Annotated in this window: 15 protein-coding genes; 10 read left to right on the top strand and 5 right to left on the bottom strand. The window is 67.2% G+C overall.

What is annotated here, in order from left to right; translation table 11 throughout:
• The first annotated feature begins 640 nt into the window (after positions 1-640).
• On the top strand, positions 641-2,782 hold the full coding sequence (locus HHL15_RS17170; protein ID WP_169147026.1) for a PAS domain-containing hybrid sensor histidine kinase/response regulator: 2,142 nt from the start codon (positions 641-643) through the stop codon (positions 2,780-2,782).
• 44 nt (positions 2,783-2,826) lie between these two features.
• On the opposite strand, the gene HHL15_RS17165 is transcribed toward HHL15_RS17170, so the two are convergent.
• On the bottom strand, positions 2,827-3,729 hold the full coding sequence (locus HHL15_RS17165) for a LysR substrate-binding domain-containing protein (protein ID WP_169147025.1): 903 nt from the start codon (positions 3,727-3,729) through the stop codon (positions 2,827-2,829).
• Positions 3,730-3,920: 191 nt separating this feature from the next.
• On the opposite strand from HHL15_RS17165, the gene HHL15_RS17160 reads away from it, so the two are divergent.
• The 7 genes from HHL15_RS17160 (at position 3,921) to HHL15_RS17130 (ending at position 15,023) form a co-directional block, all read left to right on the top strand.
• Complete coding sequence (locus HHL15_RS17160) at positions 3,921-5,597, top strand: DUF1302 domain-containing protein (RefSeq protein ID WP_169147059.1); 1,677 nt, start codon at positions 3,921-3,923, stop codon at positions 5,595-5,597.
• A gap of 38 nt (positions 5,598-5,635) precedes the next feature.
• Complete coding sequence (locus HHL15_RS17155) at positions 5,636-6,985, top strand: DUF1329 domain-containing protein (RefSeq protein ID WP_169147024.1); 1,350 nt, start codon at positions 5,636-5,638, stop codon at positions 6,983-6,985.
• A 171-nt stretch (positions 6,986-7,156) separates the two neighbouring features.
• The gene (locus HHL15_RS17150) at positions 7,157-8,332 is read left to right on the top strand and encodes a WD40/YVTN/BNR-like repeat-containing protein (RefSeq protein WP_169147023.1); all 1,176 of its coding nucleotides are present in this window, start codon (positions 7,157-7,159) and stop codon (positions 8,330-8,332) included.
• A complete protein-coding gene (locus HHL15_RS17145) occupies positions 8,329-10,728 on the top strand; it encodes an efflux RND transporter permease subunit (protein ID WP_169147022.1) in 2,400 nt (799 codons plus the stop codon). Before HHL15_RS17150 ends, HHL15_RS17145 begins: the two co-directional genes overlap by 4 nt.
• A gap of 9 nt (positions 10,729-10,737) precedes the next feature.
• A complete protein-coding gene (locus HHL15_RS17140) occupies positions 10,738-11,754 on the top strand; it encodes a universal stress protein (protein ID WP_169147021.1) in 1,017 nt (338 codons plus the stop codon).
• Positions 11,755-11,852: 98 nt separating this feature from the next.
• Positions 11,853-13,523 (top strand): sigma-54-dependent Fis family transcriptional regulator, encoded by a 1,671-nt coding sequence (locus HHL15_RS17135; protein ID WP_169147020.1) that lies wholly within the window; start codon positions 11,853-11,855, stop codon positions 13,521-13,523.
• Between the two features lie 48 nt (positions 13,524-13,571).
• The gene (locus HHL15_RS17130; protein ID WP_169147019.1) at positions 13,572-15,023 is read left to right on the top strand and encodes an O-linked N-acetylglucosamine transferase, SPINDLY family protein; all 1,452 of its coding nucleotides are present in this window, start codon (positions 13,572-13,574) and stop codon (positions 15,021-15,023) included.
• A 67-nt stretch (positions 15,024-15,090) separates the two neighbouring features.
• Here the strand turns inward: HHL15_RS17130 and HHL15_RS17125 are convergent, their stop codons facing one another.
• The 4 genes from HHL15_RS17125 to HHL15_RS17110 all read right to left on the bottom strand — a co-directional run bounded on the left by HHL15_RS17125 (position 15,091) and on the right by HHL15_RS17110 (position 19,082).
• The gene (locus tag HHL15_RS17125) at positions 15,091-15,924 is read right to left on the bottom strand and encodes an amino acid kinase family protein (protein WP_169147018.1); all 834 of its coding nucleotides are present in this window, start codon (positions 15,922-15,924) and stop codon (positions 15,091-15,093) included.
• A gap of 11 nt (positions 15,925-15,935) precedes the next feature.
• Entirely contained in the window at positions 15,936-16,748 is an 813-nt protein-coding gene (locus HHL15_RS17120; RefSeq protein WP_169147017.1) for an amino acid kinase family protein, read from the bottom strand.
• A gap of 378 nt (positions 16,749-17,126) precedes the next feature.
• Positions 17,127-18,041, bottom strand: a complete 915-nt coding sequence (locus HHL15_RS17115) for a SphA family protein (RefSeq protein ID WP_169147016.1) — start codon at positions 18,039-18,041, stop codon at positions 17,127-17,129.
• 105 nt (positions 18,042-18,146) lie between these two features.
• Complete coding sequence (locus HHL15_RS17110; protein ID WP_169147015.1) at positions 18,147-19,082, bottom strand: alpha/beta hydrolase; 936 nt, start codon at positions 19,080-19,082, stop codon at positions 18,147-18,149.
• A 224-nt stretch (positions 19,083-19,306) separates the two neighbouring features.
• Here HHL15_RS17110 and HHL15_RS17105 point away from each other — a divergent pair, with 224 nt between their 5' ends.
• Positions 19,307-21,016: a sigma-54-dependent Fis family transcriptional regulator gene (locus HHL15_RS17105; RefSeq protein ID WP_169147014.1), complete on the top strand. Its 1,710-nt coding sequence runs from the start codon at positions 19,307-19,309 to the stop codon at positions 21,014-21,016.
• A 281-nt stretch (positions 21,017-21,297) separates the two neighbouring features.
• Positions 21,298-22,953 carry a flavin-containing monooxygenase gene (locus HHL15_RS17100; protein ID WP_169147013.1) on the top strand — a complete coding sequence of 552 codons (1,656 nt, stop codon included), beginning with the start codon at positions 21,298-21,300 and terminating at the stop codon, positions 22,951-22,953.
• Positions 22,954-22,973 lie beyond the last annotated feature (20 nt).

Here is a 22,973-nt window from a genome sequence, read left to right as displayed (position 1 = left end):
CGCAAACACCGAGCCTTTGCTGAAACCGGGGTTGGCTTTCAGGGTAAAGAGCAAAACCCCAAGGTCTCGCATCCACAGGTCTTTCCGTAGAGGCTCGGTGTCTGTTGAAAGCCCGTTCTGACCCGCCGAGCAGCGGAGTATCGGGCGGGGCTTTCCGGCGCGGCTGTCTGAGGAGGCGCAGCCGACGAGTTCCGCGCCGGCCGCCCGATGCGAGCAGCGCAGGGGAGTCGTCCGCGCAGCGGACGACCGGGGAAGCCGGGTCGCCTTTCTTTCCCCCTTTCTTTGGCGACGCAAAGAAAGGGGTCGCCCGCCGGGGCGAAATCCCGGCCAATCCAACGTAAAACAAAGGAACGCCACCCAGCAAAGGCACAAACAGGCAGCTAAAGCTGCCCCTGCAAGTCCGTCCACATGGACCTGTCAAGCCCGCCTGTGGACTTGTCCATGTCCGGCTCGGCGCCATCCATCCCTGCTTTGAACGCCTGCAAGTCCGGGCTTCGATGGCGTGGGGCCGGCGAGGGCCCGGGCACGGGGGATCGATTCCGTCGTGACGGGGTTCCCGATCCGGCGGACGGGGGCGTATGGGTGTCGGGATAACTGTGAAAGAATGCAACATCACCATCCGCCGTGCCCCCGTGTCCGAATGACTGCCAGTACGCCCCATGCCTGCGCCGCGCCTCCCGATGCCCCGGAAGGAGGGGGCGATCAGCGGGGCTGCGTTGTTGAGCCCGGCGTCAGCGAGCCCGGTGTGAGTAAGCCCTGCGCCAGCGGGGTGTCGGCGGCGACGGGCGGGCTGGCGGAGTCCGAGCGGCGCTATCGCTCCCTGTTCGAGAACATGCACGCGGGCTTCGTCCTCTTCGAGGTGGTGCTCGATGGGGAGGGTGCGCCTGTCGATCTGCTCATCCTGGCTGCCAACGCCGGCTTTGAGCGCACCACCGGCCTGACCGTGGCGGAGGTGGTGGGGCGCCGCCTGAGGGACGTCCTGCCGGGCATCGAGAAGGATTCCTTCGACTGGATCGGCACCTATGGGCAGGTTGCCCTGAGCGGCGTCCCGGTGCAGTTCGAGCAGGGCTCCGACCTGCTGGGCGTGTTCTACGCCGTGTCGGCCTACCAGTCGGGGCTGCGCCAGTGCGGCGTGACCTTCCAGGACATCTCCGCGCGCAAGGCGTCGGAGCGGGCCCTGGCCAGCAGCGAGCGGCAGCTGCGCTTTGTGCTGGAAGGCTCGGAGCTGGGCTTCTGGGACTGGAACATCGCCACCGGCGAAGTCTTCCGCAATGCCCAGTGGGCGGCGATGCTGGGCTATGCCCACGAGGAGATCCAGCACACCACCCAGCAGTGGACGGACTTCATCCACCCGGAGGACCGCCAGCTCGCCTGGGAGTCCATCCAGTCGGTGGTGGAGGGGCGTTCGAATGTCCATCGGGTTGAATACCGCATGCTGCACAAGGATGGCGGCATCCGCTGGATCCTGGACCAGGCCAGCGTGATGGAGCGGGATGGCGAGGGCAGGCCCCTGCGCATGTGCGGGACCCACACCGACATCACCCAGCGCAAGCACAACGAAGAGGAGCTGGAGCGGCATCGCCACCACCTGCAGGAGCGTATCGACGAGCAGACCCGCGAGCTACGCTTCGCCAAGGAGGTGGCCGAGAGCGCCAGCATTGCCAAGAGCGCCTTCCTGGCCAACATGAGCCACGAGATCCGCACCCCGCTCAACGCGATCATCGGCATGGCCCATGTGCTGAGGCGCAGTAGGCTGAGCCCGGAGCAGGCGGGCAAGGTGGGCAAGGTGGAGGCGGCCGGCAAGCATCTGCTGGAGGTCATCAACGCCATCCTGGATCTGTCCAAGATCGAATCCGGCAAGCTCCAGCTGGAGGTGTCGGCGATCCGCCTGGAGGAGGTGCTCGACAGCGCCCTCGCCATGGTCGCCGGCAGCGCCCAGGCCAAGGGCTTGAGCCTGCAGGCCCGGGTGCCGCCGCTGCCGGCCGTCCTGCGCGGAGACCGGCTGCGTCTCCAGCAGGCCTTGCTCAACTACCTCTCCAACGCGGTCAAGTTCACCGAGACCGGCGGCATCACCGTGACGGTGCAGGTGCTGGAGGAGGGGCCGGATGAGGTGTACCTGCGCTTCGAGGTGACCGACAGCGGCATCGGCATTCCGCCGGAAGCCCTGCCGCGCCTGTTTGCAGCCTTCGAGCAGGCCGACAACTCCCTTGCGCGGAAGTACGGCGGCACCGGCCTGGGCCTTGCCATCACCCGCCAGATCGCCCAGCTCATGGGGGGCGAGGCGGGGGCGCACAGCAGCCTCGGGGCGGGCAGCACCTTCTGGCTCACGGCCCGCCTGGGCAAGGCGGCTGCGGAGCAGGTGGAGCCGCCGCCCCCGGCGGACGCCGAGGCGATCCTGCGCGCGCAGCATGCCGGCAGGCGGGTGCTGCTGGCCGAGGACGAGCCGGTTAACCGGGAGGTGGCCATGGCCTTGCTCGACGAGGTCGGCCTGCTGAGCGATCACGCGGCCGATGGCAGGGAAGCGCTGGAGCGTGCCGCTGCCCATGACTACGCCCTGATCCTGATGGATGTGCAGATGCCCCGCATGGATGGCCTCGAGGCCACCCGGCGCATCCGTCAGCTGCCGGCCGGCCGGCGGGTGCCCATCCTGGCGATGACGGCCAATTCCTTTGACCAGGACCGCCAGCGCTGCCTGGAGGCGGGCATGGATGATTTCATCGCCAAGCCGGTGGCCCCGGCGCATTTCTATGGCCGGTTGCTGAAGTGGCTGTCCAGGGCATGAGGGCAGGCCGCGCCGGCCTGCCTTGAGGCTGGGCCGGGCGGCGCTCAGCGTTTGCGATCCCCCTTGCGGAAGGCATCCACCGCCTCCATGAAGGCCGCCAGCAGCGGGGATTGGTCGTCCTTCCGGTAGATGCAGCTCAAGTCCACGAAGAAATTCGGCGGCGTGTCGGACAGGGCGCGATAGACCACGCCGGGAAACTGCAGGGTGGTCGCCGAGTCCGGCACCAGGCACACGCCGAAGCCGCTGGCCACCAGGGCCACGCCGGTCACCGCGTCGCCCACCTCCTGCGAGATGCGGGGCTGGAAGCCGCTCTCCGTGGCCCAGCCGATCACCTTGTCGATGAAGCTGGGGCGGGCCCCGGTGGGGAACAGGATCATCGGGTGGGCGGCCAGTTCGGCGAAGCGCACCACCGGCTGATGGGCCAGCGGATGGTCGGCCTGGACGGCCACCAGCAGGCCTTCGGTGCTCACCTGGCGGACCCCGATGTCGTCCAGCGGCGCCAGCATGCGGTTGAAGCCGACGGTGATGCGGCGCTGGCGCAGGGCTTCGATCTGCTCGGCCTTGGTCATGGTGTGGAGCACCACCTTGACGTCCGGGTAGCGGTTGCGGAAGGCCAGCAGCAGCTTGGGGATGGCGTCGAGGATGGCCGAGCCGAAGATGCCCACGTCGAGGCGTCCGAGCTTGCCCTGGCCGGCCCGCTGGGTGCGTTCGGTCGCCTGCTCGACCAGGGCGCGGATGTTGCGCGCCTCGGCCAGGAAGAGCTCGCCGGCCTGGGTCAGCTCCATGCCCCGCGGGGTGCGGATGAACAGGGTGACGCCGAGCTCCTCTTCCAGCTGCTGGATCTGGCGGGTCAGGGGCGGCTGGGAGATGTGCAGGCGGGCGGCGGCACGGCCGATGTTCTCTTCCTCCGCCACGGCAACGAAGTAGCGCAGGTGGCGCAAGTCCATGGGGGTCTCCTGGTGCGGGCGCCCGGCTGGCGCGCGGGCTGGATCATACCCTGGAGGTATCAAGCAGGGGAAATAATGGTATTGGACGGTAATCCTCCGAGTCGATAACTTGCGCTCCAACCCGCTGCGTTCCAGGCGCCAGACGGGCAACAAAACGCGAGATACACACGAAAGAGGAGGAAGACATGAACATGCGTTTCTGCGCACAAGGCGCGCCCTGCCGTGCCAGCCTGCGTCGTACGCCGGTGGCGGTAGCCGCCGCGCTGGCGGTGCTGGCGAGCGGCCCGGCTGCCGCATTCCAGATCGACTCGGGCAACCCGGACGTGACGATGTCGTGGGACAACACCGTCAAGTACAGCAACGCCTTCCGCGTGCGCAGCGTGGATCCGAAGGTGGCCGACAACTCCATCGGCCCTCAGGCCAACACCAACGACGGCGACCAGAATTTCGGCAAGGGCCTGATCTCCAACCGCCTCGACCTGCTCTCCGAATTCGAATTCCGCTACCGCAAGGACTTCGGCTTCCGGGTCAGCGGCGCAGCCTGGTACGACGACGTTTACAACCGCGGCAATGACAACCGCGGTGCCCTGGGCGGCGCGCTGGTCAATACCCGCTCGGTGCAGGCCGGTGAGTTCGCCAAGGCCACCGAGCAGCTGCACGGGCGCAAGGCCGAGCTGATGGACATCTTCGGCTACGCCAACCTGACCCCCGGCGACCTCAACGTCAATGTGAAGGCCGGCCGCTTCACCCAGCTCTACGGCGAGAGCCTGTTCTTCGGCAACAACGGCATCGCCGGCGCCCAGACCCCGCTGGATCTGGTCAAGGCCTTGTCGGTGCCCAACTCCCAGTTCAAGGAGATCGCCCGCCCGGTGGGGCAGCTGTCCACCCAGGTGCAGCTCAGCCCGACCCTGTCGGTAGGCGCCTACTACCAGCTGGAATGGCGCAAGTCGCGCCTGCCGGCGGCGGGCAGCTACTTCAGCTTTGCCGACTTCGTGGATGCGGGCGGCGAGTCGCTGATCCTCGGCCCGGGCGCGGTGGTCTTCCGCGGCCGCGACATCGAGCCGCGCAATTCCGGTCAGGGCGGCTTCCAGGTCAAGCTCAAGTCCGGCGACACGGAATACGGCTTCTACGCCGCCCAGTTCCACGACAAGATGCCCCAGTTCTACGCCCGCCCCGGCGTCAATGTGCAGCCCGGCAGCGTGGGCGACTACGTGATGGTGTACGCCGAGAACATCCGCACCGTGGGCGCCAGCATCAGCACCCTGGTGGGCGAGACCAACGTGGCGGCGGAGCTCTCCTTCCGCGACAACATGCCCCTGGTGGCCTCCGGCAACGCGGTGATCACCGGCATCGCCTCCAACGGCAAGAGCCGCGCCGCCTTCCCGGTGGGCAAGACGATGCACCTCAATGTGTCGGCGATCAGCGTGCTGGGCGCCAGCGCCCTGTGGGAGGGCGCCTCCTTCCTCGGCGAGTTCGCCTACAACCGCCGCCTGGCGATCAGCGACAACGCCGGCCAGCTCGACCCGCTGGCCACCAAGGACGCCAGCGCCCTGCAGTTCATCTTCCAGCCCGAGTACTTCCAGGTCATGCCCGGCGTGGACCTGCAGGTGCCGATCGGCCTCGCCTACGGCATCAGCGGCCGCTCCTCAGTGAACGGCGCCCTGTTCCCGGCGGAGCACGGCGGCAACCTCAGCATCGGCGTGAAGGCGGACTACCAGAAGACCTGGCAGGCCGGCCTCAACTACACCCACTACATCGGCTCGGCCGGCTCGGTGGTGCGCTACGGCACGGCCGTGCCCGAGCTGTCGTACCAGAACTTCCACGGCGACCGGGACTTCGTCTCCCTCTCGCTGCAGCGCACCTTCTGATCCGCCCAGGACCGAACCGAAATCTGCTGGAGACTCACATGAACAAGATCACCTTCATCGCCGCCACGCTGGCTGCCCTGCTGGCCGGCCCTACCGCCCAGGCTGCCGTCAGCGCCGACGAGGCCGCCAGGCTCAAGTCCACCCTCACCCCGCTGGGCGGTGAGAAGGCCGCCAACAAGGACGGCAGCATCCCCGCCTGGAGCGGCGGCATCACCAAGCCCCTGCCGGGCAAGAAGCTGGGCGTCATCCCGACCCAGATCTTCAGCGACGAGAAGCCGCTGTACCAGGTCACCGCCAAGAACGCCGCCCAGTACGCCGAGCTGCTCTCCGACGGAGCCAAGGCCCTGCTGGCCAAGTACCCGGACAGCTTCCGCCTGGACGTCTACCCCAGCCACCGCACCGCCGCGGCGCCCCAGGAGGTGTACGACAACGCCTTCAAGAACGCCACCCGCTGCAAGACCAAGGACGGCGGCTACTCCCTCGAGGGCTGCATCGGCGGCACCCCCTTCCCGATCCCCAAGGACGGCGTCGAGGTGATGTGGAACTTCCTGATGCGCCTCGAGGCCGAGTCCATCGAGTACCGCTTCAAGAACATCGTCGGCAACGCGGATGGCAGCAAGACCCTGGCCACCCGCAACGAGATCGCCTTCCAGTACCCCCAGTACTACAAGGACGCCACCCCCGAGAGCTGGTCCGGCGAGTACGCCATGTTCCGCTTCAACACCCTGGAGCCCCCGTTCAAGGCCGGCGAGTCCCTGGTGATCCGCGACAGCATCGACATGAAGCAGTCGCGCCAGGCCTGGCAGTACCTGGTGGGCCAGCGCCGGGTGCGGCGTGCCCCCACGGTGTCCTACGACACCCCGGACTTCGTCGCCTCCGGTGCCAACTACTTCGACGAAGTGCAGGGCTTCTTCGGCGCCCTCGACCGCTTCCAGTGGAAGCTGATCGGCAAGAAGGAAATGCTCATCCCTTACAACAACAACGGTTTCGTCGGGGCCAAGCTGGACGACGCGATCGGCAAGCACCACCTCAACCCCGACCTCGTGCGCTGGGAAAAGCACCGCGTCTGGGTGGTCGAGGCCACCGTGGCGGCCGGCAAGCGCCATGCCGTGCCGAAGCGCCGCTACTACCTCGACGAGGACACCTGGCTGATCAGCCAGGTGGACGGCTACGACGCCGAGGGCAAGCTGTGGCGCACCAGCCAGATCACCCCCTTCGTGGTGCCCTCGCTGCCCGGCACCATCATGAAGACCGCCACCGTCTTCAACCTGCAGGCCGGCACCATGAGCGTGATCCAGGCCCTCAACGACGAAGACTTCAAGATCGTGCCGCGCAAGAAGGAAACCTACTTCACCGGCGACGCGGTGGCTGCCGAAGCCGCCCGCTGACGCCCGCTGAAGCGCGCCAATAAATCTGCTGCGCGGTTCGATTTCGCGCCTGCGAGGCTCGCCGTACCCCTGTACGGCTGCGCTTCCCGGAGCGAACTCGAACCGCCCGCCACGATTTCCTGGCACGCGCCGAGTTCTCACTTTCGCTAGCCCGGATTCAGGTATTCGACGATGCAAGCCTTCCTCTCCGGTCGCCGCCTGGCTGCGACCCTCTCCTGTGCCGCCATTGCGGTGGCGACGGCCATTGCCGCCATTGCCGCCAGCGGCGACGGCGCCTCCCGTGCCGTGCCCGACCTGCTGGCCCAGCCGGCCCAGGCCAATGTGCGGGCCGCCAGCTCCCTGCAGCTCTCGGTCAGCCGTGCCGGCAAGCGCCTGGTGTCGGTGGGCGAGCGCGGCCTGGTGCTGCTCTCCGACGACGACGGCCGCAGCTGGCGGCAGGCGAAGCAGGTGCCGGTCAGCGTGGCCCTGACCCAGGTCCAGTTCATCTCCGACAGCCTGGGCTGGGCGGTAGGCCACAGCGGCGTGGTGCTGCACAGCGTCGACGGCGGCGAGACCTGGCAGCTCCAGCTGGACGGCATGAAGGCCGCCACCCTGGTGGCCGACGCCGCCCGGGCCAAGGCAGCCGATGGCGATGCCGCAGCCGCCAAGCAGCTGCGTGAAGCCGAAGCCCTGGTGCAGGACGGCCCCGACAAACCCTTCCTCGGCCTGCACTTCGCTGACGCCAGCCGCGGCTGGATCGTCGGTGCCTACGGCCTGGCCCTGGCCACCGGGGACGGCGGCAAGACCTGGCAGTCCCTGGTGGGCCGCATCCCCAACCCCGGCGGCAAGCACCTCTATGCCGTGCGGGAGGAGGGCGGCCGCCTGCTGCTGGCCGGTGAGCAGGGCACCCTGATCCGCTCCGGCGATGGCGGCGCCAGCTTCCAGCGCCTCGTCACCCCCTACACCGGAACCTTTTTCGGGGCCCTCGAAGTGACCGGCGGCGGCCTGCTGGCCTATGGCCTGCGCGGCAACGTGTGGCGCAGCAGTGACGATGGCGCCACCTGGAGTCGCATCGAGCTGGCCCAGGCGGTGACCCTCAGCGCCGCCCTCAAGCTGGCCGATGGTGCCGTGCTGCTGGCCGACGAAAGCGGCCGCCTGCTGCGCGGCGACGCCGCCGCCAGCCGCTTCACCCCGCTGGCCGGGGGCCTGCCCACCGGTCTCACCAGCCTCGCCCAGGCCGCCGACGGGGCCCTGGTGGTGTCCGGCGCCCGCGGCGTGAGCCGCGCCGATCCCGCCATCCTTGCCGCTGCAGCCAATCCGGCTGCTGTTGCCACTCCGGCCACCTCCAACGCGGAAGCACAAAAATGAGTCACCCCCACGATCTGCCCGACGGCCTGGTGATCCGCAACCTGGCCGACTTCGACACCCGCTCCGGCACGCTGCCCGAGCGCCTCCTGTTCAACAACCGGCTCATCATCGTCGTGCTGTGCGCGCTCGTCAGCGTGGTCCTCGGCTACCAGGCCCTGGGCCTGTCGCTGAATGCCGCCTTCGAGAAGATGATCCCGACCAAGCACCCCTACATCGTCAACTTCCTCGAGAACCGGGGCCAGCTGGCGGGCATGGGCAACAGCCTGCGCATCGCCGTGGAGGCGAAGCAGGGCGACATCTTCGATCCGGACTACCTGGACACCGTGAAGAAGATCTCCGATGAGCTCTTCCTCTACCCCGGGGTGGACCGCCCCTACATGAAGTCCCTGTGGGCCCCCTCGGTGCGCTGGACCGGCGTTACCGAGGACGGCCTGGACGGTGGCCCGGTGGTGCCCGACGACTACGACGGTTCGCCCGACAGCCTGGCCCAGGTACGCCTCAACGTGGAACGCTCCGGTGAGATCGGCCAGCTGGTGGCGGCCAACTACAAGTCGAGCATCGTGCTGGTGCCGCTGCAGGACAAGGTGGCCGAAACCGGCGCGCGCATCGACTACCACGAGCTCTCCCAGCGCATCGAAACCCTGCGCGCCAAGTACGAGTCCGACAAGGTGGCGATCCACGTCACCGGCTTCGCCAAGGTGGTCGGCGATCTGATCGAAGGCCTGCAGCAGGTGCTGCTGTTCTTCGCCGCCGCCATCGCCATCTGTACCGCGGTGCTGTTCTGGTACACCCGCTGCCTGCGCAGTACCCTGCTGGTGGTGCTGTGCTCGATGATCGCGGTGGTGTGGCTGCTCGGCCTGCTGCCCACCCTCGGCTACGAGCTGGACCCGTATTCGGTGCTGGTGCCCTTCCTGGTGTTCGCCATCGGCATGAGCCACGGCGCCCAGAAGATGAACGGCATCATGCAGGACATCGGCCGCGGCACCCACCGCCTGGTGGCCGCCCGCTACACCTTCCGCCGCCTCTTCCTGGCCGGCATGACGGCGCTGCTGGCCGACGCGGTGGGCTTCGCGGTGCTGATGGTGATCGACATCCAGGTGATCCAGGATCTCGCCGTCACCGCCAGCATCGGCGTGGCGGTGCTGATCTTCACCAACCTGGTGCTGCTGCCCATCCTGCTCTCGTATACCGGGGTCAGCCCCGAGGCGGCCCGCCGCAGCCTGCGCGATGAGATCGCCGACGGCGCCGATGCCGGCCACGCCAAGCATCCTTTCTGGGCCTTCCTGGATCTGTTCACCCAGCGCAAGTGGGCCAGCGTGGCCGTGCTGGCCGCCACCGCCATGGGCCTGGCCGGCCTGGTGGTGAGCTTCCAGCTGAAGATCGGCGACACCGACCCGGGCGCCCCGGAGCTGCGCCCCGACTCCCGCTACAACCGCGACAACGCCTACGTGGTGGCCAACTACGCCGCCAGCAGCGACGTGTATGTGGTGATGGTGCGCACGCCCCAGTACGCCTGCGCCCACTACGACACCCTCACCACCGTGGATGCCCTGGAGCGCGAGCTGCAGCAGCTGCCCGGCGTCGAGGCCACCAGCTCGCTGGCCGGCCTGGCCAAGGTGGCCAATGCGGGCATGAACGAGGGCAGCCTCAAGTGGTTCGAGATCCCCCGCTCCCAGGACAATCTCAACGCCATCATCACCCGCGCCCCGCGCGAGATGTTCAACCAGAACTGCGACCTGCTCACGGTGTATGCCTACCTCAAGGACCACAAGGCCGACACCCTGACGAGCGTGGTGAGCACCGTGGAGGCCTTTGCCGCCCGCCATGGCAGCGACGAGCTGCGCATCCTCAACGCCGCCGGCAACGCCGGCATCGAGGCCGCCACCAACATCGTGGTGAAGAAGGCCAACCTGGAGATGCTCGGCCTGGTGTACCTGGCGGTGATCGTGCTGGCCTTCATCACCTTCCGCTCCTGGCGGGCGGTGATCTGCGCGGTGCTGCCGTTGATGCTCACCTCGGTGCTGTGCGAGGCCCTGATGGTGTGGCTCAACATCGGCGTCAAGGTGGCGACCCTGCCGGTGATCGCCTTGGGCGTGGGCATCGGCGTGGACTACGCGCTGTACATCATGACAGTCACCCTGGCCCGGCTGAAAGGTGGCATGAGCCTGTCCGAGGCCTATTACAAGGCGCTCACCTTCACTGGCAAGGTGGTGGTGCTCACCGGTGTGACCCTCGGCATCGCGGTCGCCACCTGGGCCTGGTCGCCCATCAAGTTCCAGGCTGACATGGGCATCCTGCTGGCCTTCATGTTCATCTGGAACATGCTCGGCGCCCTGATCCTGCTGCCCGCCCTGGGGCACTTCCTGCTCAAGTCGAAGCAGGTCGCCACCGTCTAGGAGAACCCCATGTACTCGCACCTGCTCGTACCCCTGGACGGCTCGGCGCTGTCCATCGGCCTGGTCACCCAGGCTGTCGATTTCGCCCGCAGCCTGGGCGCCCGCATCACCTTCTTCACCGCCCGGGAAGACCTGGGTGCCAGTGGCGACGGCGCCCTGTTGCGCAGCCTTGAACCGCAGGACTACCTGGATGCCGCCGCCGGCGATGCCCGCGCCATCCTGGCCAAGGGCGTGGCCGCGGCGGGGGCCTTCGGCATTCCCTGCGAAGCGGTGGTGCGCACCGGCCCGCGCCCTTACGAGCTGATCCTCGACGTGGCCGCCGAGCGCGGCTGCGACCTGATCTTCATGGCCTCCCATGGGCGCAAGGGCCTCAAGGCCCTGGTGGTCGGTTCGCAGACCCACAAGGTACTGGCCTACAGCACCCTGCCGGTGCTGGTGGCCAGCGTTGAGTCCAACACCGCCGGCAGCGCCGCCGATGTGGCTGTCGCCATCATCAAGGACGAGCACCGGGCCATCGCCGCGGTGATCCGTGGCCTGCGCGACGCCGCCGCCCAGCTGCGCGGGCAGGGCGGCGTGCCCGACCTGGACTTCGTCGGGCAGATGGTCGGCTACCTCAAGGCCTTCCCCGAGGTACTCCACCACCCCAAGGAAGAGCAGTTCCTGTTCGCCCGCCTGGCCCTGCGCCATGCGGAATCCGCCGCCCTCATCGCCCAGCTGCAGGACGAGCACCGGGAAGGCAGTGCGCAGATCCAGGCGGTGGAAGCCCGTCTCGCCGCCGCCCGCCGCGACACCAGCCGCCATGGCGAGCTGGCGGCGGCCCTCGAAGCCTTCGCCGAAGCCCAGTGGCGCCACCTGAGCTGCGAGGAGAAGCTCATCCTCCCCGCCGCCCGCCAGCACCTGGAGGACGCCGACTGGCAGACCATTGCCGAGGCCTTCCGCCACAACGCCGGCGTGCGCGTCGGGGGCGAACAGGACGAAGCCTTCAGGCGCCTGTTCGTCAAGCTGATGAACACTGCGCCTGCGTGAGCCCCGTCCCACCCCCGCATGGGCGTGCGGGGTTAAAGTACGCATCCGCTCCGGCCCGCAGAGGCCGGAGGCTGAATAGAACGTAGAACGGGGACACGATGGCCGAGCAGAAGCTCATAGAACAGTTCAACCTGCGCTCGCGCCTGCGCTTCAACGTGGACGAAGGGCAGATCTGGCTCGACGAGAACCGCATGCTGCTGCTCCACGCCCGGGCCATGGGCGCCCTGCGCCGCGAGCTGTTCGACTCACTCGGCGCCGAGCGGGCCAAGGGCCTGCTGATCCGCATGGGCTTCGCCTCCGGCCAGCAGGACGCTGAGCTGGCCAAGAAGCTGCTGGGGGCCGGCGACCCCTACGACGTGTTCCGCATCGGGCCCGAACTCCACGCCTTCGAAGGCCTGGTCAAGGCCACCATCGTCAAGTCCGACCTGGACTGGGAGCGCGGCAGCTTTGCCGGCGAGGTGGACTGGCACAACTCCTGGGAGGCCGACTCCCACCTGCAGCTCTTCGGCATCGGTGAAGACCCGGCTTGCTGGAGCATCGTCGGCTATGCCTCCGGCTACGTCACCCAGTTCTTCAACCGCCCGGTGATCTTCAAGGAGACCGCCTGCACCGCCTGTGGCGACGCCCACTGCCACATCGTCGGCAAGCCCCTCGAGGCCTGGGGCAAGGACCCCTACCTGGACTACTTCAAGCCCGACGACCTGCAGGGCCAGCTCGACGAGATGCGCGAGGAGCTGCGCCGCCTGCGCCGCAGCCTCGGCACCGAATGCACCAGCGGCAAGCTGATCGGTGCCTCGCCCGGCTTCCGGGGTGCCTTCGACCTCATCGGCAAGGCCGCGGCCAGCCCCATCACCGTGCTGCTGCTGGGCGAGACCGGCGTCGGCAAGGAGATGTTCGCGCGCTGGATCCACGACCACGGCGACCGCAGCGAGCAGCCCTTCATCGCCGTCAACTGCGCCGCCATTCCCCACGACCTGCTCGAGTCCGAACTCTTCGGCGTGCAGAAGGGCGCCTACACCGGCGCCCAGCAATCCCGCGCCGGCCGCTTCGAGCGCGCCCACGGCGGCACGCTCTTCCTCGACGAGGTGGGTGACCTGCCGCTGGCCGCCCAGGTCAAGCTGCTGCGCGTGCTGCAGACCGGCGAGGTCGAGCGCCTCGGCGATGACCAGACCCGCAAGGTGGACGTGCGCCTCGTCGCCGCCACCAACGTGGACCTGCAGGAAGCCATCCGCGCCGGCCGCTTCCGCGCCGACCTGTACTACCGCCTGGCCACCTACCCGGTGGTGATCCCGCCCCTGCGCGAGCGCCGCAGCGACATCCCGCTGCTCGCCGCGGCCCTCGTCAAGAAGTACGAAACCCCCTACCACAAGCAGATCCAGGGCTTCAGCGACCGCGCCATGCAGGCCCTGATGGCCTACCCGTGGCCGGGCAACGTGCGCGAACTGCAGAACCTGGTGGAGCGGGGCGTGCTCCTCGCCCCCAACGGCGGTCTCATCGAGATCGACCACCTCTTCGCCGGCGGCGCCCCGGTGCACAGCCTCGGCGCCGAAGTCGACCGCGCCGGCCAGGTCGGCAATGCCGGCGACGCCACCCGCCAGCGCCTCTACGAAGCCATCCTGCAGGACGGCTTCGACCTGGAGCAGCACGAAGCCCGGCTGCTGGAACTCGCCGTGCAAAGGGCCGGCGGCAACCTGACCCATGCCGCGAAACTGCTGGGGATCACCCGGCGGCAGCTGGCGTATCGCTTGAAGCAGGGGGTGGAGGGATAGGGGGCTCGCCGGCATGGCCCAGCGGCCCGGATCTTGCTGCATCCGTGCATGCCTACCGAATCCCCCGAAAGCGTGTCGGCAAGCCGACAGATCCGCCACTACGTCCGGGCCCGCGCCTGGTGTGAATGGGAGGACTTCGATCTGTGGCCGGACCGGGTCCGTGCCGATCTGGCGGACGAGGATGGGGCGGTGTGGCCTCCCTTCCTGCTGCTGGCCATGCCGGGTATCGATGCGGCCACGCAGCGGGCCTGTGCGACCCGCTGGCTGAAGGCGCGGCTGGAGAGCTTTCATGCGGAGGGCGGAAGTCGCGAACTGGCGGCAGATGTTCCAGGCGTGTCCCGGCCGCCCGGCCCGCTGAGGATCGGCTACCTGTCGGGTGATTTCCACCAGCACGCGACGGCCCTGCTGATGGTGGAGATGCTGGAAGCCCACAGCGCCGATCACGTGGAGCTGTATGCCTACAGTCACGGGGCGAACGATGGCAAGGGCATGCGCGAGCGGCTGGTCCTGGCCTTTCATCGGTTCCGGGATATCGGTGGGCTGAGCGACATGGAGGCCGCCGAGCTGATCCGCGCCGACGGGGTGGACATTCTGGTCGACCTCAAGGGCTATACCGAGGGCAGCCGCACAATGCTGCTGGCGCACCGTTCGGCGCCGGTGCAGGTGAGCTTTCTGGGCTATCCGGGCACCTCGGGGCAGGGCTTCGTGGACTACCTGATCAGCGACCGCTTCGTGACACCGGCGGCTTCAGCGGACGATTACTCCGAGGCGCTGGCCTGCATGCCGCACAGCTATCAGCCCCACGGCCGGGTGATCGACCCGACCATCGCGCCGCCGGGGCGGGCGGCCCTCGGTCTGCCGGAGGAGGGCTTTGTCTTTGCCTGCTTCAACCAGGCCTGGAAGTTCACGCCGCAGGTCTTCGATGTGTGGTGCAGCCTGCTGCTCGACGTGCCCGGCAGCGTGCTGTGGCTGCTGGACGCCCCCCACGCCAGGGGCAATCTGCGCAATGAGGCGATGGCCCGGGGCGTGCTCCCGGACCGGCTGATCTTTGCGCCAGGGCTGCCGCAGGCCGGGCACCTGGCGCGGCTCCCGGTGATCGACCTGATGCTCGACACCTGGCCCTACAACGCCCACACCACCGCCAGCGATGCACTGTGGGCGGGGGTGCCGCTGGTCACCTGCGCGGGGGCCACCTTTGCGTCCCGCGTGGCTGGTGGGCTATTGCAGGCCGCAGGGCTGCCGGAGGTCGTCACCACCACGCCGGAAGCCTATGCGGCCCTGGCACGTGCCCTGGCGCTTGACGCCCCGCGCCTGCATGCGCTGCGCCACCGCTTTGAACAGAGCCGCCATGCCGCGGCGCTCTTCAATGTGCTGGCCTACACCCGCGCCCTGGAAGCCATGTATGAGCGCATGTGGGCCCGCCATCAGGCGGGCCTGCCGCCGACGGCCATCGACATGGCCGATGATCCGGACCACGGGGGTGATCCGGTGGGGCGGTGACGCGGGTTGCTGGTGTCAGGAGCGATGCAGGGGCGGCTGAAGCCGCCCCACGTGTACGCCCCGCAGATCAGGCCGGTTTCAGGCCGGTGTGGATCAGGGTGCCCACATGCTCGCCACGCAGGGCGGCGGTGAGGCGGCCCGGCACCAGGCCGTTGACGACCTGCACACGCTCCAGGTGGCGGGCCGTAGCCATGACCTCGACGAGCGCCGGGTCCACCGGCAGGGTGCCCTGGTGCAGGGCCAGTGCGCTGGCGCTGGTCTCGCGCAGGAGCTGGGCCTTGTCGCCGTCGGGGCCCCTGGGGTCGGTGGTGTAGATCCCGTCCACGTCTTCGACGATGGTCAGGCCTGCGGCGCCCAGGGCGTCGGCCAGCAGGAAGGCGCCGGTGTCCGCCCGGTGATGGGGGATGCGCGAGTTGGGAAACTCGTGGTGGTGGTAGGGCGGGAAGGCGCTGCCGACCACGGCGCGGGCGGCGGCCAGGTGGATGGCCAGCTGGTTGGCGATGGTCGGGTGCTCCACGTAGGAGACGCCCTCGGGGGCCAGCAGCGAGGCCAGGATATGGCCGTTCTGGCCGGCTTCGCTGGCGGCAAGGGGGGCCAGGGAGCCGACCGGCAGGCCGAGGTCGAGGCCGACGCTGTACAGGTGGCGGGCGCGGATGCCGGCGCCGGTGAGGATCAGCAGGCGGTGCTCGGGCAGCAGCCGGCGAAGTTCATCGACGATGGGCACGATTACGTCGCGGCCCCGGTCCATGATGGCGCGCCCGCCGATCTTGACGACCTGCAGCCAGGGCAGGAGGCGGATCGGGCGAACGCCCGCGACGGGGCGGGTGAGTGCGCCGTCCTGGAGGGTCTGGCGCGCCAGCGGCGAGGCGATGTGCTTGATGCTGTTGGTGGTGTCAGCCATGGCGGTTGTTCTCAGCGAGCGGTGATGAGGGTGCCGACGTGCTCACCGGCGAGCGCGCGGGTCAGGTTGCCAGGGACGAGGCCATTGACGATCTGCACCTGGTGGACATGTCGTGCCGACTTGAGCAGGTCGAGCACCGGGAATTCGAGGATGGAATCCTGCAGCCCCTTGGCCTTCATCTCATCGACCGAGATTTTCGGAATGAAGGTGGCGTTCTTGGAGGTCTTGGGGTTGGCGGTGAACAGGCCGTCCTCGTCCTTCACGTAGATCATGGCCTTGCAGCCGAACTGCTCGGCCAGCAGGAAGCAGCCCGCGTCGGTGCGATAGGGCGGGATGACGCCTTCGGCCGCCGGGCGGATCCACAGCTTGTAGGGCGGCATGCCGCTGAAGACGACGGCATTGACCTCGGCCAGGTAGAGCGGCACGGCCGCCAGCCCGGCGCCGTCCACCGCGGAGATGCCATGCTTGGCCAGCAGTTGGCCGAGCATCACCGCGTTCTGGTCGGCCACCGAAGCGCCCAGCTGGGCCAGCACGCCGGCCGGCAGGTTGAGGCCTGCCGCGATCGAATAGAGGTGGCGTGCCCGCGTGCCGGCACCGGTGCCGATGAGCAGCTTGTGGGCCTGGCGGGCGGCCACGATCTCATCCACCAGCGGATACACCGCCGCCCGGCCGCGGTCGATGATGCTCTGCCCGCCGATCTTGATCACCGTGGCATCCGGCAGGATCCGGTAGTCCTCCGCCGCGGCGGCTGCCGCCTGCAGCTGCGGGTCGGTCAGCGAGCGCTGCATGAGGAGCGCTTCGAGCTCCACCGTCGTGTTGGCCATTGGGGTCCCTTTCGTTGTCTTGATTGGCTGATCCTGCTCCGCGCGCGCACGTCTCCCCCGGGCTGACCGGTATATGAGGAAATACGATTGAGGAGCGATCCAGTGATTGGCGAATGCACTATTGACATGTGCATCGTTGAATTGAGGGTAGGCGAAAGCGCTATATAGATTCAACCGCACGTTTCCAATAGCGCTGTATAGGAAGGCGCCCAGCCCCCGCTTGAAAGCGTATTTGTTTTTGTGATCGTGATATCGCCTGGCTTTATCGAAGGGTCATTCAGAAAAAAATGGCCGCACGAGGCGGCCAAAGAAACAACACATCGAGGGAGAACGATGTGCTTGAGGAGGCTATTGGATCTCCGCGTCAGGCGGATGGCGTCACAGGGGCATCGTGAATTGCAACCAGAGGGAGTTTCCCTTCGGGCCGTTTTCCACCTCCACCTCCCGCAGGGCCTTCACCACGATGCCGCTGGCCTTGTCGAAGGCGTAGAACACCTGGGGGCCTAGCCCCAGCTTCCTGAGGCGGTTGCCGCCTGCCACCGGGCCGCCCTCGGCGCTGTCGTCGGAGAACTGGTAGGTGTGATAGCCGGCCAGCGACAGTTGCAATTGGGGCATCGAGGCAGGCCGGTAGCCCACGCTGAAATCCGTGTTGAGCACATTGCCGGAGCGGTAGCGGGTAGTCCTGTTGCGCTCGTTGAACGACAGGGTGGGCGACAAGGAGACTTCCCAGGCCGGGCTCACGAACCAAGTGAGGCCGAACTCCTGCACGTAGGAGCGATAGTTGTTGGTGGTGTTGGCCAGGCTGTTCTTGTCCGCATCGCCCAGCGGCACGAAGCCGCTGAAGCCGGCCAGCAGGTGCAGCGCGGGCGATGGCGAATAGGTCAGGTACAAGGGGGTCAGGTAGATCTGGTTGAAGCCGGTGGCCTCGTCCCGGGTGCCGCCGATCCTCAGGCGGGTGTGATCCGCCGACGGAATCGCCCCGCTGCTGAAGCGCACGCCGCCTTCGGTCTGGTAATCCCAGGTATGCACGAAGCGCAGGGCCTGCGCATATTGGGTCAGACTGAAACCCGGAATGGCCGATCTGCCCTTGCCGTCCACAAATGTATTGGCGCTGTAGCGGACGGTATAACTGTAGAACTGTGTGCCCCCCGGCGGCGGCAGGAGCGCGGGCAGGATGGTATTGACTCCCAGGGGCCAGTTGGTGGCACCGTTTTCCGCCGCCGTGCTGAGCCGGGGGCTTGCCGAGAGGCCCAGCGAGATCAGTGCGGCAAATACGACCGTGCTTTTTTTCATTTTCGTCTCCAATTGTTCTTTTTCGGGTGTGCCTGCCCCCGGCCAATGCCGCAAGGCATGCCGTATCGGGCAGAGGCAAATCCGCCTATTCGATGTCGGGTGAAATCAGGACGCAGCCAGAACCCGGGCCATTTCGTCCGCGATGAAGCGGATGGCCTCGGCGCTGGCTGGCAACACATTGACCATGGTGGCAAAGACATGCATCTGCCCCTCGAATAGCCGGTGCTTCACCTGCACGCCGGCGGCCTCGAGCCTGGCCGCATAGGCCTGTGCGTCCGAATTGAGCACGTCCATCTCGGCGCTGACGATCAGGGTGGGCGGGAGGCGCGAGACATCCGCTTCGTTGAGGGGAGACGCGTCCGGGTGCTCGCGCGCATCGGCGTCGGGGAGATAGTGGTGCCAGAACCAGGCCATGTCCTCCCGCCCGAGCAGCAATTGAAAGTCGGGGTCAAGATAGCTTGGCGTATCGAGCCGGGCCTGGGTGACCGGGTAGATCAGGACCTGCATGGCGAGGTCCGGGCCCCGGCCCCGCGCCGCGCGATTGGCCAGTACCGCCGCGAGGTTGCCCCCCGCGCTGTCGCCCGCCACGATGAGGGGCAGGGCCGGCTGGCCGAATAGTCGGCCGCGCGCATCGGCAATGAAGTCCAGCGCGGCCTGGCAATCGTCCAGCGCGGCGGGGAAAGGGTGCTCCGGTGCCAGCCGGTATTCCACCAGGGCCACGGCGCAGTGGGATTGCGCGGCCAGCGTACGCCCGAAGGTGTCGTAGTCGTCAATGGACAGCGTGACCCAGCCGCCGCCGTGGCAATGGACGATCACACCGCGTATATCCTCGGCGGGAATCAGGATGCGCAGCGTGCACTGTCCGCCTGCCGTGGTGATGCTCTCCTCCACGACCCGGCACATGGCCGGGCCGGGCCCGTAGGCCGGCCGGAATCCGGATAGAAATGTCCTCGCTTCGTCGGGGCGCATCTGGTGAAAGGGCCGGGCGCCCATTTCCGCCAGTTGTTGCAGCATCTGTGTCGATGCTTGGTCGAGTGGCATTGTTCTTGTCTCCTGTGGTGATGTGCAAGGCACTCCCCACATCAGCAACGGCCGTGCCACTGGACCCGCCAGATCTTGAAAAGCTATATTAATCCGGCCATAAGCCACATTATTGCGGCGCATCCAGAGAAGCCATCCTCTCCGTCACGCACCACCGCTTTTAATAATTTGATGAAGTGGATTCATGAAATGCTGAAGCAGCCCTCGAGAAAAAGGCGCAAGCAATGAGCAAGAGCAGCGGCCCCCAATATCCTTCGGATAGCGACCTGTTGTCCCAGGTGCGCTTCGACCCGGCCCACGGAAAAGTCTGGTTCAACGAGCAGCGCATGCTGCTGTTCCATGCCTCGGGAATGGGCCTGCTGCGCAAGGAGCTCATCGAGACCCTCGGCCTGCAGCGGGCCCGCGGGCTGTTGATGCGCTTCGGCTTCGATGCGGGTTTCAAGGACGCCGCGCTGGCCAGGAAGCTCCGGCCCGAGATCACCACGGCCGACGCCTTCCTGGTGGGGCCGCGCCTGGCCTGCATCAAGGGGCTGGTGCAGGTCGAGCCTCTGGAGCTCTCCTTCGACCTGTCCAGCGGTGCCTTCATCGGCCGCTTCGAATGGACCGAGTCCTATGAGGCCGAGACCCATCTCCAGCATTTCGGGACTGCCGCCGAGCCGGTCTGCTGGACGCTGATCGGCTATTCCAGCGGCTTCACCAGCTACTACATGGGCCGCCGGATCCTGTTCAAGGAGGAGGTCTGCGCGGGCTGTGGTTCGGCCCACTGCCGCATCATCGGCAAGCCCGCCGAGGAGTGGAGCGACCGCGCGGAGCTCGAGAAACTCTACGAGCCGGACCTGGTGGCGGAGGAGTTGCTGGCCCTGCGCACGCAGGTCTCCGAACTCCAGGAGACCGTCCGTGCAAGCCGCGCCGCGCCGGCCGGAGCGGTCAGCTTCATCGGCCGCTCGCCGGGCTTCCTCAAGGCCAGGGACCTCATCGAGCGTGGGGCCGCGAGCCGCGCCTCGGTGCTGCTGCTCGGCGAGACAGGGGTGGGCAAGGAGGTCTTTGCCCGCAGCCTGCATGCCCTCTCGGAGCGCGCGGAGCGCCCCTTTGTGGCGGTGAACTGCGCGTCGATTCCCTCTGACCTGATCGCCTCCGAGCTCTTTGGCGTGGAGCGGGGCGCCTTCACCGGCGCCACCGTCAGCCGCGAAGGCAAGTTCGAACGCGCCGATGGCGGCACGATCTTCCTGGACGAGCTGGTCGAGCTGACGCCGGGCGCCCAGGCGGCCTTGCTGAGAGTGCTCCAGGAGGGCGAGCTGGAGCGGGTGGGGGGCAGCTTCGTCCGCAAGATCGATGTGCGGGTGGTGGCCGCCACCAATGAAGACCTCAAGGAGGCCGTCAGGAAGGGCAGGTTCCGGGCCGACCTGTTCTACCGCCTCAACGTCTATCCGGTGACCATTCCGCCCCTGCGCGAGCGCACCGAGGACATCCCCCTCCTGGCCAGGCACTTTCTCGGCAAGTTCCACGCCCTGTACAAGAAGACCACCCTCGGCATTTCGGACCGGGCCATGAGATCCCTGAAGAACTACGCCTGGCCGGGCAATATCCGCGAGCTCGAAAACATGATCGAGCGCGGGGTGATCCTGACCGACCACAACCGGACGATCGACATCGATTCGCTGTTCACCTCGCCTCCCGACGAGGACGCAGGCCACACGCTGAGCGCACAGACCGGCGGGCTCCGGCTGGAGCAGGACAACCCGTCTCCCCGCTCACCCTACGACGAACTGAGTGTCCGGCTACTCAACGAGGGCTTCTCGATCACGGATTTCGAATCCGCGATCACCCGCAATGCCATGGCCCTGGCCAAGGACAACGTGACCCACGCGGCCCGCCTGATCGGCATGACGCGGGCGCAACTGGCCTATCGCCTCGAGAAGCTCAAGGAGGATTGAGCGGCCCGCAGAGCCCGACCTCAGCATTTCATGAGGTCACTTCATATTTTCATGAGATTGCCCGCAGGGGCCGCGCCGGAGGAGGGCGCTTATTTCCCGCAAATCCCTGTTTTGTTTGTGATTGTTGTGCCTGGCACAGGCATTGCTGAATAAGGCCTGCGGGCCCCATTCGGCCCGATCTGGTGAGCGGTAATTCGAGAAGAAATGACTTGCATCGAGTCTCTTCCGCGAAACGCCGCCGCCGGCCAATAAGCCAGATCAACAAGACAGGAGACAAATCCATGACCCAGATCCAGACCCCTGCCCCGAACCTCTCGGGCACCCAGACCACTTCCGTTGCCGATGCGGTTGTCGTTGGCGCCGGCTTTGCCGGGCTTTACATGCTGCATCTCCTTAGGGACAAGCTCAAGCTGAAGGCGCGGGTATTCGAAAGCGCCGACGGGGTCGGGGGCACCTGGTACTGGAACCGCTATCCCGGCGCGCGCTGCGACATTCCCAGCCACCATTATTCCTTCTCCTTTTCCGAGGAATTGCAGCAGGAATGGACCTGGTCGGAGAAATACGCCGCCCAGCCCGAGATCCTGGAATACCTGGAATTCGTCGCGCGGAAATTCGATCTCAACAAGGACATCAGCTTCGGCACCCGCGTCAGCTCCGCCCATTTCAACGAAGCCGAACAGCGCTGGATCATCACCACCGACCGCGGTGAAACCGTCGTCGCCCGCTATTTCATCCCCGCCGTGGGTACCCTGTCGGACGCCAATATCCCCAAGTTCAAGGGCCACGGCAGCTTCCAGGGGCAGGTGCTATTCACCGGCAAATGGCCGAAGGAGGGCGTCAATTTTGCGGGCAAGCGGGTCGGCATCATCGGCACTGGCGCCACGGCGATGCAGGCGATCCCCGTCATCGCGGAGCAGGCCGCCCATCTGACCGTGTTCCAGCGGACGCCCAACTACGGCACCCCCCTGCGCAACGAACCGATGGACCCGGCGGTCGACCGCGAGGTCAAGGCGAACTACCGCACCCTGCGCCAGCAGGCCTGGGAATCCTTCGCCGGGGTGCCCTTCGAGCGCCTCAAGCCCTCCGCCCTCGCCGACAGCCCGGAAGAGCGCCGCAAGCAGTACGAAGCCTGCTGGGAGGACGGCGGCTTCAGCCTGTGGATAGGCTGCTATGGCGACACCTTGTTCGACCACACCGCCAACCGGTACGCGGCGGACTTCGTCCGCGAGAAGATCCGCTCCCGCGTCAAGGACCCGGCCGTGGCGGCGCTGCTCTGCCCGCCCGAGAGCCAGGCCTACGGCACCAAGCGCCAGCCCTGCGAAACCCACTACTTCGAGACCTTCAACCGGGACAACGTCCGGCTGGTCGACATCAGGACGCAGCCCATCGACGAAATCCTCCCCACCGGGCTGCGCACCACCGGGGGCGAGCACGCGTTCGACATCCTCATCTACGCCACCGGCTTCGATGCCTTCACCGGCGCCATGTTCAAGATGGACATCCGCGGCGCCGGCGGCCGGCCCCTGCAGGACTATTGGTCGGCAGGCCCGCGCACGCTCTACGGCCTGGGTGCCCACGGCTTCCCGAACATGTTCTTCATCACCGGCCCGCAGAGCCCGTCGGTCCTGTTCAACATGCCGCTGGGCATCGAGATGCACTGCGAATGGATCGCCGACTGCATCACCTACATGAATGCCCATGGCTACACCGCGATCAGCGCCAATACGGAGGATGAGGACCGCTGGATCCGGCACACCAAGGAGCTCGCCGATGCCACCTTGCTGCCGGAGGCCACCTCCTGGTACCTGGGCGCCAACATCCCCGGCAAGCCACGGGTCTTCATGGTCTATCTCGGTGGCGGCAAGCACTACAAGGAGGTCATCAGCCGCTGCGCCGCGGAGGATTACGCGGGCTTCACCCTGACGCCGTCGTCCTGATCCGGTCTGCCTGGCAACGG

The organism is Zoogloea dura, assembly GCF_012927165.1.
GTDB lineage: Bacteria > Pseudomonadota > Gammaproteobacteria > Burkholderiales > Rhodocyclaceae > Zoogloea > Zoogloea dura.
Note: the sequence above shows the minus strand (reverse complement) of the source record. Positions and strands in the feature narration are given on the sequence as shown.

Bases quoted from the DNA above. Each gene is read 5' to 3' on its own strand.
- HHL15_RS17130 (WP_169147019.1), top strand. From the start codon at position 13,572: ATGCCTACCGAATCCCCCGAAAGCGTGTCGGCAAGCCGACAGATCCGC.
- HHL15_RS17135 (WP_169147020.1), top strand. From the start codon at position 11,853: ATGGCCGAGCAGAAGCTCATAGAACAGTTCAACCTGCGCTCGCGCCTG.
- HHL15_RS17170 (WP_169147026.1), top strand. From the start codon at position 641: ATGACTGCCAGTACGCCCCATGCCTGCGCCGCGCCTCCCGATGCCCCG.
- HHL15_RS17115 (WP_169147016.1), bottom strand. From the start codon at position 18,041: ATGAAAAAAAGCACGGTCGTATTTGCCGCACTGATCTCGCTGGGCCTC.
- HHL15_RS17120 (WP_169147017.1), bottom strand. From the start codon at position 16,748: ATGGCCAACACGACGGTGGAGCTCGAAGCGCTCCTCATGCAGCGCTCG.
- HHL15_RS17150 (WP_169147023.1), top strand. From the start codon at position 7,157: ATGCAAGCCTTCCTCTCCGGTCGCCGCCTGGCTGCGACCCTCTCCTGT.
- HHL15_RS17125 (WP_169147018.1), bottom strand. From the start codon at position 15,924: ATGGCTGACACCACCAACAGCATCAAGCACATCGCCTCGCCGCTGGCG.
- HHL15_RS17155 (WP_169147024.1), top strand. From the start codon at position 5,636: ATGAACAAGATCACCTTCATCGCCGCCACGCTGGCTGCCCTGCTGGCC.
- HHL15_RS17145 (WP_169147022.1), top strand. From the start codon at position 8,329: ATGAGTCACCCCCACGATCTGCCCGACGGCCTGGTGATCCGCAACCTG.
- HHL15_RS17110 (WP_169147015.1), bottom strand. From the start codon at position 19,082: ATGCCACTCGACCAAGCATCGACACAGATGCTGCAACAACTGGCGGAA.
- HHL15_RS17165 (WP_169147025.1), bottom strand. From the start codon at position 3,729: ATGGACTTGCGCCACCTGCGCTACTTCGTTGCCGTGGCGGAGGAAGAG.
- HHL15_RS17140 (WP_169147021.1), top strand. From the start codon at position 10,738: ATGTACTCGCACCTGCTCGTACCCCTGGACGGCTCGGCGCTGTCCATC.
- HHL15_RS17160 (WP_169147059.1), top strand. From the start codon at position 3,921: ATGCGTTTCTGCGCACAAGGCGCGCCCTGCCGTGCCAGCCTGCGTCGT.
- HHL15_RS17105 (WP_169147014.1), top strand. From the start codon at position 19,307: ATGAGCAAGAGCAGCGGCCCCCAATATCCTTCGGATAGCGACCTGTTG.
- HHL15_RS17100 (WP_169147013.1), top strand. From the start codon at position 21,298: ATGACCCAGATCCAGACCCCTGCCCCGAACCTCTCGGGCACCCAGACC.